8 protein-coding genes are annotated in these 11,165 nt (G+C 70.1%); 1 reads left to right on the top strand and 7 read right to left on the bottom strand.

The features are described 5' to 3' along the window. Positions 1–58: 58 nt before the first annotated feature. Positions 59–2,893, top strand: a complete 2,835-nt coding sequence (locus J2X21_RS11155) for a M16 family metallopeptidase (protein WP_310328510.1) — start codon at positions 59–61, stop codon at positions 2,891–2,893. On the opposite strand, the gene J2X21_RS11150 is transcribed toward J2X21_RS11155, so the two are convergent. From J2X21_RS11150 to creC, 7 genes are read right to left on the bottom strand one after another with little or no spacing between them, the layout of a single operon-like run. Then, positions 2,879–3,646, bottom strand: a complete 768-nt coding sequence (locus J2X21_RS11150; RefSeq protein ID WP_310328508.1) for a ParA family protein — start codon at positions 3,644–3,646, stop codon at positions 2,879–2,881. The genes J2X21_RS11155 and J2X21_RS11150 overlap by 15 nt on opposite strands. A 49-nt stretch (positions 3,647–3,695) precedes the next feature. After that, positions 3,696–4,025: an antibiotic biosynthesis monooxygenase family protein gene (locus tag J2X21_RS11145; RefSeq protein WP_310328507.1), complete on the bottom strand. Its 330-nt coding sequence runs from the start codon at positions 4,023–4,025 to the stop codon at positions 3,696–3,698. Further along, a complete protein-coding gene (locus J2X21_RS11140; RefSeq protein WP_310328506.1) occupies positions 4,025–6,019 on the bottom strand; it encodes a B12-binding domain-containing radical SAM protein in 1,995 nt (664 codons plus the stop codon). Before J2X21_RS11140 ends, J2X21_RS11145 begins: the two co-directional genes overlap by 1 nt. 33 nt (positions 6,020–6,052) lie before the next feature. Then, on the bottom strand, positions 6,053–6,688 hold the full coding sequence (locus J2X21_RS11135) for a GAD-like domain-containing protein (RefSeq protein ID WP_310328505.1): 636 nt from the start codon (positions 6,686–6,688) through the stop codon (positions 6,053–6,055). Next, entirely contained in the window at positions 6,688–8,337 is a 1,650-nt protein-coding gene (locus J2X21_RS11130) for a GMC family oxidoreductase (RefSeq protein WP_310328504.1), read from the bottom strand. Before J2X21_RS11130 ends, J2X21_RS11135 begins: the two co-directional genes overlap by 1 nt. A gap of 54 nt (positions 8,338–8,391) precedes the next feature. Next, a complete protein-coding gene (gene creD, locus J2X21_RS11125) occupies positions 8,392–9,720 on the bottom strand; it encodes a cell envelope integrity protein CreD (RefSeq protein WP_310328503.1) in 1,329 nt (442 codons plus the stop codon). A 16-nt stretch (positions 9,721–9,736) separates the two neighbouring features. Beyond that, entirely contained in the window at positions 9,737–11,164 is a 1,428-nt protein-coding gene (gene creC, locus J2X21_RS11120) for a two-component system sensor histidine kinase CreC (RefSeq protein ID WP_310328501.1), read from the bottom strand. Position 11,165: the final 1 nt, after the last annotated feature.

Here is an 11,165-nt window from a genome sequence, read left to right as displayed (position 1 = left end):
CCGTGACTCTGTGCCTCTAAGGTTGCATTCCTGCATTCCTTCCTTACCGAAGCTTTCGATGAACGCTCCCACCCCCCGCCGTCTCGTCGCACTGCTGGCCCTGGCCGGCGCGCTGTCCGCCTCGCTGCCCGCCATCGCGGCGCCCGAGGTACAGCAAGGCGCCGTCAGCACGGCCAACGGCCAGCTGGCCATACGCCAGGAGAAGTTCACGCTGCCCAACGGCTTCGAGGTCATCCTGGTGCAAGACCACCGGCTGCCGCTGGTGGCCTTCAACCTGTGGGTGCATGCCGGCCCGCGCGACGAGGCCAAGGGCCAGACCGGGTTTGCCCACCTGTTCGAGCACCTGGTCTTTGCCGGCAGCCGCCACATCCCGCGCGGCGAGTTCGACAAATACATCGACGCCGCCGGCGGCACCGACGCCAACGGCTCCACCAACTTCGACCGCACCAACTACTTCTTCACGCTGCCGTCCAACCAGCTGGAGAAGGGCCTGTGGCTGAAGGCCGACATGCTGGGCTGGATGATCGACGAGGTGGACTCCGTGTCGCTGGCCAACCAGCAGGATGTCGTGCGCAACGAGCGCCGCCAGAGCGTGGAGAACCAGCCCTACGGCATCGTCGAGGAAGCGCTGTACCAGGCGCTGTACCCCGAGGGCCACCCCTACCGCGCGGTGGTCATCGGCTCGCACGCCGACATCCAGTCCATCAAGCTGGCCGACGTGAAGGCCTTCGCCCGCACCTACTACCGGCCCAACAACGCGACGCTGGTGCTGGCCGGCGACTTCGACGCGAAGGAAGCCAAGGCGCTGGTGCAGAAGTACTTTGGCACGATGAAGCCCGGCCCCAAGCCGCCCGAGGTCAAGGTCGCCACGCCGCAGATCACGAAGGAGCGCCGGCTGGTCGTGAAGGACCGCATCGAGCTGCAGCGTGTCAACATCGCGTGGCACACGCCGGCCATGTTCGCGGCCGGCGACGCCGAGCTGGACATCGCCGCCCATGTGCTGGGCGGCGGCAAGGCCAGCCGCCTGTACGGCCTGTTGGTGCGTGACAAGCAGGTGGCGCAGAGCGTCAGCGTCAGCCAGGGCTCGCAGTCGCTGAGCTCGGTGTTCAACATCGAGGTCGTGGCCCGACCCGGGGCGTCGCTGGACGACATCGAGGCGCTGGTGGACGCGGAGATCGCGAAGCTGGCGGCCACGCCACCCACGGCCGCCGAGATCGCGCAGGCCCGCGCCGTCATCGAGACCGAGCTGCTGCAGCGCATGGAGAAGGTCGCCACGCTGGCCGACCTGGTCAACCACTACAACCAGATGGCCGGCGACCCCGGCTTCGTCGGCAAGGACCTGGCGCGCTATGCCGCGCTGACGCCCCCCGGCGTCAGCGGCGCGGTCGCGCAATGGCTGAAGAAGGATGCGCGCGTCGTTGCGCAGGCGCTGCCCGGCGAACAGGTGCTGGCCGCCGAAGTGCCCACGCCGCCCATGCCGACGAAGGCGGCCAAAGGAGAGCGTGAGTCGCTGAACGGCCATGAGGCCTGGCGCCTGAAGCCGCCGGCGGCCGCGGTGCCCAAGCCCTTGACGCTGCCTGCCGCGCAGAGCTTCACGCTCGCCAACGGCCTGACCGTCATCCATTCGCCCAAGGCGGGCCTGCCGCTGGTCAGTGCCAGCCTGGTCGTGCGGGCGGGGCAGGGGGCCAACCCGGCGGACAAGCCGGGCCTGGCCAGCTTCGTCGCCGCGATGCTGCCCGAGGGCACCACCACGCGCAGCGCGCAGCAGATCGCCGAGACCGCCGCGGCCTTGGGCGCCACGCTGACGGCCAGCCCCGGCGCCGAGGAGGCGCGCGTGCAGTTCTCGGGCCGCAAGGCCAGCGCCCGCGAAGGCCTGGCGCTGCTGGCCGACGTGGCGCTGAACCCGGCCTTCGCCGCCCCCGAGGTCGAGCGCGTGCGCGCGCAGATGCTGGCGGCTTTGGCCCAGGTGCGCGAGGAGCCCGCCGCGCTGGCCCAGGCCGTGGGCAACCGCGTGACCTATGGCGAGGGCCACCCGCTGGCCGTGCACGCGCTGGGCACCGAAGCGGGCCTGAAGGCCGTGGATGCGAGCGCGCTGCGCGCGTTCTGGCAGGCCCACTACCGGCCCGACAACGCCGCGCTGGTGGTGGCCGGCGACCTGACCGAGGCCGAACTACGCGCGCTGGTGGAGCCGCTGTTCGGCGCTTGGCAGGGCCAGGGCGCGGCGCCCGCGCGGCAGCCGTTGCCGCCGGCCAGGCCCATCGCGGCGCGCACCGTGCTGGTCGACAAGCCCGGCGCACCGCAGACCGCGCTGGCCGTCGTCGCACCCGGCCCGTTCGCGGGTGCGCCCGACACGGCGGCCCTCAAGGTCATGAACGCCGCGTTGGGCGGCCTGTTCACGTCGCGCATCAACACCCAGCTGCGCGAGGTCAAGGGCTACAGCTACGGCGTGTTCTCCGGCTTCAGCATGGGCCGCGAGCGCGGCCAGTTCGCCGTCCAGGGCAGCGTGCGCACCGACGTGACCGGCCCGGCGCTGGCCGACCTGTGGAAGGAGATCAACGGCATGCGCGCCAAGCCCATGGGCGCGGCCGAGCTGAACCGCGTGCGCAACGCGCAGCTGCTGTCGCTGCCGGGGCTGTTCGACACCAACGGCGCCGTCGTGGCCGGCTATGCGGGCAACTGGTCTTCGGGCCAGCCGCTGTCCACCATCACCGAGCTGCCGGGCAAGTACGCCGCCGTCACGTCGGCCGCCGCGCTGAAGGCCGCGCAGCAGCACCTGCTGCCGCAGCAGCTCATCGTCGTGGCCGTGGGCGACAAGGCCAAGGTGCAGCCGCAGCTGCAGAAGCTGGGCCGCAAGCCGGAGCTGCGCGACGCCGAGGGGCTAACGGTCAAGTGACTCGTACAGCGCCACCAGCTCCTGCGTGAGCTTGTGGCGCGGGTCGAGGTGGATCATGGGTTTTGAAAGCTCATGCGATTCCTTGACCTTGACGCTGCTGGAGAGATAAGGCGCCAGCACTGGCAGGCCCTCGTCCTGCAGCTCCTGCACGACGCGCTGCGGCAGCGACGCGCGGGCCTGGAACTGGTTGACGACGATGCCTTCCACGTTCAGCTCGGGCGCGTGGTCGGCCTGGATCTCCTGCACCGCCTCCAGCAGCCCGTACAGCGCGCGGCGCGAGAAGTCGTCGCAGTCGAACGGGATCAGGCAGCCCTGCGACGCGATCAGCGCCGAGCGCGTGTAGAAGTTCAGCGCCGGCGGCGTGTCTATCCAGATCTCGTCGTACTGCTTGTCCAGCTTCTGCAGCGCATCGCGCAGCTTGTAGATCTTGTAGCGGCTCTCCAGCTTGGCATGCAGCTCGTCCAGCTCGGCGCTGGCCGCCATCACGTGCAGGCCGTCCCAGGCCGTCTCGCTGATGAACTCGCTGCCGTCGGTGTCGCGCACGCTGAACTTCAGCGTCTGGCCGAAGAAGTCGGCCGAGCCGGCCAGGTCGTCGTCGGCCGCGTCGCCCAGCAGGTAGCGCGTCGTGTTGCGCTGGCAGTCCAGGTCGATGACCAGCACGCGCCGGCCTTGCGAGGCCGCGATGGCCGCCAGGTTGCTCGTGATCGTGGACTTGCCCACGCCGCCCTTCTGGTTGAACACCACCCGCCGCATCGCCGCACCTCCGACCGATTGGATGCGGCGATTGTGCACTGCACAAAAGTCAGTCGGCGGACGCTTTTCTCAACGGATGTGGGATGCCGCCGTCGCCATAGCTGCGCACCACCTGCGCGATGACGACCTGGTAGCCCTTCAGCCAGCTGGCCTGGCGCGCCTTGGCCTCGCGGTGGTCGGCATGCTGCATCAGCTGCTGCAAGGCCTCCATCGAGTCCCAGTAGTAGACGTTGGAGACCAGGCCGGTGGCGGCGTTCTCCCAGGCCTCCTCGCCCAGATAGCCGGGGATGGCACGGGCCATGTCCGCGATGCGGCCGTCCAGCGCATGGAACTCGGCGTCGTAGGCGCCGGGGGCGAAGGTGAAAGTGGACGTGAACATCAGCGCATTGTGGACAGCGCGCGTTCGACAAACCGTCGCGGCACCGTCGTCTTGGGCACGCGCACCGGGAACCAGCTGCGGATGTCGCTGTCGACGCCGATGCCGTGCATGACGTTGTAGAGCCCTTTCTTCAGCCCCTGGCCCAGGCCGTCGTGGTCGGTGGGCGTGGGGTCGACAAAGGCGATGTCGTTCTTCGCGAAGCGGGCGTCGGCCGGCAGCGGCTGCAGCGTGACGCCGTACTCCGCCGGGTTCATGCCCACCGGCGAATGCACCGTGCAGGCGAAGCGGTGGAAGAAGCCGCTGTGGATGCAGCCGTTCTCGAACAGCTGGCGCACGTACTCCAGCGCGTCGACCGTGTCCTGCGTCGTCTGCGTCGGAAAGCCGTACATCAGGTAGGCATGTACCAGCACGCCGGCGTCGGCGAGCGCCTTGGTCACGCGGGCCACCTGTTCGACGGAGACGCCCTTTTTCATCAGCTGCAGCAGCCGGTCCGACGCCACCTCCAGCCCACCCGAGATCGCGATGCAGCCGCTGTCGGCCAGCAGCTGGCACAGCTCGGGCGTGAAGGTTTTTTCAAAGCGGATATTGCCCCACCACGAGATGGCCACGCCGCGCCGGATCAGCTCTTCCGCGAGAGCCTTCAATGCCTTCGGCGGCGCCGCTTCGTCAACGAAATGGAAGCCCGTCTGCCCCGTCTCCTTGACGATGGCCTCGATGCGGTCCACCAGCGTGGTGGCCGACGCGGCCTCGTAGCGCGAGATGTAGTCCAGGCTCACGTCGCAGAAGCTGCACTTCTTCCAGTAGCAGCCATGCGCGATGGTCAGCTTGTTCCAGCGCCCGTCGCTCCACAGCCGGTTCATCGGGTTCAGCATGTCCAGCAGCGACAGGTAGCGGTCCAGCGGCAGACCGTCCCAGGTGGGCGTGCCGACGTCGTCAAAGGGCACGTCGGGCTCGACGAAGTTCGTGTACCGAACTGTTGGCCCCCGCGGTCGAGGCTGCGTCTCGACGGTCCCCCCGACGGGGGCTGAATCGCCTTGGGACGGCCCGGCGGCGATTTCGTCGGTGCCGTCGCGCCAGAACGTGCGCACGAGACGCGTCTTCGATCGCTTGCCCGCCACATGCTCCAGCAGCGCCAGCAGCGGCCGTTCGCCGGCGTCCAGCGTCACGTAGTCAACGAAGTCGAACAGCCGCGGCTCCGACAACTCGCGCAGCTCGGTGTTCACATAGCCGCCGCCCAGCACGCAGATCACCTCGGGCCGCGCGGCCTTGACGGCCTGCGCGATGCGCAGCGCCGCGAACACCGAGCCGGGGAAGGGCACGGACAGCAGCACCACGTCGGGGTTGTGCCGTTCCAGCGCCTGCAACGTCAGCCGCTGCAGCGTGCGGTCGATCAGGTGCGGCGGTTCGGCCAGTGCGTCGGCCAGCGGGTCGAAGTAGGCCTGCGCGGCGGCCAGCTTCTCGGCGTAGCGGACGAACTCGAAGCGCGGGTCCACCGCGTCGCGCAGCACGTCGGCCAGGTCGTTCAGGAACAGCGTGGCCAGATGGCGGGCGCGGTCCTGCAGACCCAAAGCGCCGAAGGCCCAGGCGAGCGGGTCTTCGCCCTCCTCGCCGATGTAGTGGTCCAGCGACGCGAAGCGCGCGCCTTCGGGCAGGAAGGCCCGCGTGTTGATGCGGTGCGCCAGCGTCGGGTCGTTGCCTTGCAGGAAGCGCAGCACGCGCGGCGTGGCGGCGGTGATGACGGGGAATTCGCCGTCGAACCAGGCGGTCTGCGGGGTCTGTTGCTCCGGCGGCAGCGCCCGGACGACCTCGCGCAATTCAAGCAGGCCGGCGGGCGAGAACAGCTCCAGCACCAGCGCGAGCGCCAGGTCCACCTGATGCGCGTCGATCTGGCGCGAGCGCAGGAAGCCGGTCAGGTAGGCGGTGGACGGGTAGGGCGTGTTCAGCTGCGTCATCGGCGGGATGACGGCGAGCACGCGGGGGGACGACAACGACATGCCCCGATTGTCGCGGGCGCCGCGTCGGCCGGCTTAGCTGGTCGCCAACTGCAGCAGCAGATCCAGATGCACCGGTGCGCTGCCACGCGCGATGTGCGCCAGGCTGCCGTCTCCGCCCAGCCGCAAGGCCGGCTCGTGGAAGTACATCTGGTCGCGCGCCAGCGGGCCGGCCCGGGCCGCCATCGCGTCGAGCTCCTTGGCGTGCAGGTAGTCCGCCAGGTTGTCGGCCTCGCCCAGCCATTCGTTGAAGAACTGCGCCAGCGACCAGACGGTGCAGCCGCTCTCGGACGTGTGCGGGTTCAGGAAGGACACGTCCTCGTCGCCGTCCTCGCTGAGCTTGCGGTAGTAGAAGATCGTGCCCATCGCACTGAGCGCGATGGGCAACCGGTCCATGTCGGGCTCGTCGCGCATCAGCCAGCCCCACAGGTTGTCGCGATAGACATCCGGATCGATCAGCTGAACCAGCCTCTGGCCGTAGAAGCCGAAGCCGTGCTGCTGCCACAGCGCCAGCAGCGGTGCGGGCAGGTGATCGGCGTAGCGGGCCAGTTGGTCGGCCGTGGCGGGTGTCAGGCCGGCCGACGGCGGATGGCGTTGCAGGAAGGGCTGCAGCTCGGCCGCCGGTGCCGAGGGCTTGCCGAACCGGTCGTAGAGGCGCTGGAAGATGCCCATCAACCGCCCATCCAGCCGGCCAGCTTCTCCGCGATCATCAGCGTCGGCGACGCCGTGTTGCCGCTGGTGATGGTGGGCATCACGCTGGCGTCGGCCACGCGCAGCCCGGTCACGCCGCGCACGCGCAGCCGCGAGTCCACCACCGCGCCCGCGTCGTCCTTGCGGCCCATCTTGCAGGTGCCCACGGGATGGAAGATGGTGGTGCCGATGTCGCCGGCCAGCCGCGCCAGCTCCTCATCGGTCTGGTACTGCGGCCCGGGCCGGTATTCCTCGGGCTTGAAGCCGGCCAGTGCCGGCTGGGCCACGATGCGGCGCGTCATCCTCAGGCTCTCGGCCGCCACGCGGCGGTCTTCGTCGGTGCTGAGGTAGTTGGGCCGGATGGACGGCGCCTGCGCCGCGTCGGGCGATGTGATGTTCACAGTGCCGCGGCTGGTCGGGTTGAGGTTGCTGACGCTGGCCGTGAACGCGTTGAAGCCGTGCAGCGGCTCGCCGAAGGCGTCCAGCGACAGCGGCTGCACGTGGTACTCCAGGTCGGGCCAGGTCTTGTCCGGGCTGCTGCGCGTGAACGCGCCCAGCTGGCTGGGCGCCATGCTCATGGGGCCGCTGCGGCGCAGCGCGTACTCCAGGCCGATCATGGCGCGGCCCAGCAGCGAGGCCGAGCGCGTGTTCAGCGTCCTGGCGCCCTGCACCTTGTAGACGGCGCGGATCTGCAGGTGATCCTGCAGGTTGGCGCCCACGCCGGCGAGGTCTTGCTCGACCTTCAGCCCCAGCCCCTGCAGCAGCGCGCCTGGCCCCAGGCCGGACAACTGCAGAATCTGCGGCGAACCGATGGCGCCGGCCGACAGGATGACCTCGCCGCCCGGCAGCAGCCAGGGCTGCTCCGTGCCCTGCGGCGTGATGACCTCGACGCCGCCGCAGCGCAGGCCGGCGTCGTCGTGCATCAGGCGCAGCCGCTTCACGTGCGCGCCGGTCCACAGCTCGAAGTTGGGCCGGCCCAGACAGGTGGGCCGCAGGAAGGCCTTGGCCGTGTTCCAGCGCAAGCCCTTCTTCTGGTTGACCTCGAAGTAACCTACGCCCTCGTTGTTGCCCGCGTTGAAGTCGCTGGTGGCCGGAATGCCGGCCTCGGTGCAGGCGGCGGCGAAGGCGTCCAGGATGGGCCAGCGCAGCCGCTGCTGCTCCACGCGCCATTCGCCCTTGTGGCCGTGCAGCTCGGCAAAGCCCTCGGGCGCGGTGCCGGGGTCGTCCAGCCGCCAGTGGCGCTCGTGCCGGCGGAAGGCGCGCAGCACGCGCTCCCAGCGCCAGGTGTCGTCACCGGTCAGCTCGGCCCAGTGCTCGTAGTCGCGGCTCTGGCCGCGCATGTAGATCATGCCGTTGATGCTGGAGCTGCCGCCCAGCACCTTGCCGCGCGGATAGCGCAGGCTGCGCCCGTTCAGGCCCGGCTCGGCCTCGGTGTTGAAGCACCAGTCGGTGCGCGGGTTGCCGATGCAGTGCAGGTAGCCAACGGGGATGTGGATCCAGTGGTAATCGTCCCGGCCGCCGGCCTCGATCAGCAGCACGCGCTTGTTGCGGTCCGCGCTGAGCCGGTTGGCCAGCAGGCAGCCGGCGGTGCCGGCGCCCACGATGATGTAGTCGAAACCTTGTTGGGACATGAAGGAGCGCGCTGCGGGAACCCCGCGCGGGCTGCGCGGCGGCGCTAGCGTAATTCACTCCTGGGCCCCGCCACCCCCAAGGCGATACCAGTCCAGCCGCCGGGTCAGCGTCATCACCGCGGCCAGCACGCCGAACAGCAGCACGGCGCCGATGACCAGCGCGGTCTGTTCGCGGCTCAGCAGCACGTAGAGCGCGCCGTACAGCAGCGCGATGCCTCCGCCGAAGGCCAGGCCCCGCAGCCAGCCGCCCAGCATGGCGGCGGCGTACTGCGTCAGCACCGCCGCCGCGGCGCCCGCGGCGATCAGGTAGGACGTGACGAAGGGCAGGTGCTCCGACAGGCTCAGCAGCAGCAGGAAGAACAGGCTCAGCGCCAGGCCCACCAGCAGGTATTGCACCGGATGCACGCGTCGGCCGGTCAGCACCTCGGTCAGGCCCACGGTGACGAAGGTCAGCGCGATGAACATCAGGCCGTACTTGATCGCGCGGTCGCTCATCACATAGGGGTTCACCGGGTCCATCAGATCGACAGCCAGCGTGTCCAGCTCGGCCTTGCCCTGGGCAGCGTCGGCGGCCGCGCGGCTGGCCAGTTCCGATACCTGCCAGCGCGCAGAGAAGCCGGCCTCGCTGACCTCGCGCTCGGCCGGCAGGAAGCGGCCGCCGAAGCTGGGGTGCTGCCAGCTGGACTGCAGGTTCACCGCCGTGCTGCCGGCAGCCGGAACGACGGCCAGCCGCTGCGTGCCCACCACCTCGACGGCCAGGCTCAGCTCCAGCGCCTCGCCGCTGCGCGGCATCGCGATGACGGCGTGCAGGCCCGCCGGGTAGGCGTCGTTCAGCGTGCCGGGCTTCACGGCCAGCGGGCGGCCGTCGCGCTTCAGTTCCACGTCGCGCAGGCCGCGCGCATCGCTGGTGGAGAACATCGCGATGACGTCCCCGCACTCGACGCGGCCGCCCGCGTTCTCGGCCGGCGGGTTCAGCCGCTCGAAGTCATCCCAGCGCGCCGCGATGGTCAGCTTGCCGGCGTAGCTGTTGATCTTGAACAGGCCGCGGTGGCGCGGATCGGGGCTGACGCGCCCGCCGACCTGCAGCTGCGTGGGCGGAAGCACGGCCGCGAAGCCGCGGGTCTGCACGCTGTCCTTGCTGGGCGACCAGGTCTCCTTGCAATGGCGCAACAGCAGCGGACCCAGCAGCGTCTGCGGGCCGGCCTGCGACTGCACGACGCTCTGCTGCGCTTCCTGTTGGCGGGCCTGGCGTTCGTTGACCAGCCCGTCGATCTGCGCCAGCACGGCGCACAACAGGAGGGAGACCACGGCCAGGATGGCCAGCTTGATGAAGAGGGCTCTGTTGTTCATGCCGCCCAGCATCGCGACGCGATGTGAGCTCATAAGGTGCTGCGTGAAGTCAGCGTGAAGGCAAGACGAGTGAAACCTTCAGCCCTGGCATCGCTGCCTCGAACGTGAGGTGCCCGCCATGCAGCTCCATCACGCGCCGCGCGATGGCCAGGCCCAGGCCCGAGCCCTTCACGAGGCTGCCGGGCCGCGCCGTCGAGAAAAAGCGTTTGCCCAGCTGCGCGAAGCCCGCCGCCGGCACGCCGGGGCCAGGGTCGCGTAGCGTGAGGTGGGAGCCGTCGGGCGTGACGCCGACAGCCAGCTCCAGGGTCGAGCCTGCCGGCGCGAAGTCGATCGCGTTGACCAGCACATTGCCGAAGGCCAGTTCCAGCAGCGCCGGGTCGGCTTCCACCGCCACGTCGGCGCGTTCCATCCAGACCACGCGCAGGCCCCGCTGCGCGAGGCGCGGCGCCTGGCGCTCCAGTTGCGCATCGGCCCAGTCGGCCAGCTGCAGGCGCTGGCGCTCGCCAGGTTCCACCTGCGCCTCCAGCTGCGACAGCGCCAGCACGCGTTCCACCAGCGTCTGCAGCCGCGCGGTCTGGTCCAACACCTGGGCGGCGAAGCGGCGGCGGTCGGCCTCGGGCAGTTCGTCCTGCAGCAGCTCGCCGCTGGCGCGCAGCGCGGCCAGCGGGCTCTTCAGCTCATGTGTCAGCGCGCGCACATCGTGCTCCAGTTGCTCGCGACCCTCCAGCCGGCGGCGCATGGCGTCCATCGCGTGCGCCAGGTCGCCCAGTTCGCCGGGCACGTCGGGCGGCGCGAGGTTCTGGCCCGCCTGCACCTGCTGCGCATAGCGGCGCAGCCGCCGCACGGTGGCCACCAGCCACAGCGTGACGGCCACGCCCACGATCAAGCTGGCGGCCAGCAGCGCGGCACCGGCCCTGAACACGCGGCTCTCGGCGCGGTCGATGAAGCGCTGCACGCTGGCCACCGGCTTGGCCACGCTGACGACGCCCAGCCGCCGGCCTTCGCGCTCGATGGGCGCGGCCACCACCAGCACGGTGCTGCGGTCGTCGATGCCGTTGTCGCGCGACGAGCGGGCGCCGTAGTCGCCGCGCAGCGTGCGGGCCACGTCGTTCCATCGCGAATAGTCCTGCCCCACGGCGGAGGGCGTGCCGGAGTCCAGCACGACACGGCCGTTGGCGTCGGTCACGTAGACGCGCAGGTCCAGCGTCTGCTTGTGCACGCCCCAGATCGTCACGTCCACGTCGCGCTTCGCGTAACGCTGCAACTGGGCGGCCAGGCGGCCGTCGGCGGGCGGTGCGCCGGTGGTCATCTCTTCCGCTGCCACCTCGGCCAGCAGGTTGGCCGTGTCCACCATCAGGTCTTCCATGACCTCGCGCACGCTGGGCTTCACTTCGGCCAGGAAGACCTTCAGCAGCAGCACGGCGCTGAGGCCGGCGATCAGGAAGAAGCCGAAGAAGACGCGCAGGCCCAGCCGCATG

The sequence above is a fragment of the Roseateles asaccharophilus genome, assembly GCF_031458115.1.
Taxonomy (GTDB): Bacteria; Pseudomonadota; Gammaproteobacteria; order Burkholderiales; family Burkholderiaceae_C; genus Pelomonas; species Pelomonas asaccharophilus_A.
Note: the sequence above shows the minus strand (reverse complement) of the source record. Positions and strands in the feature narration are given on the sequence as shown.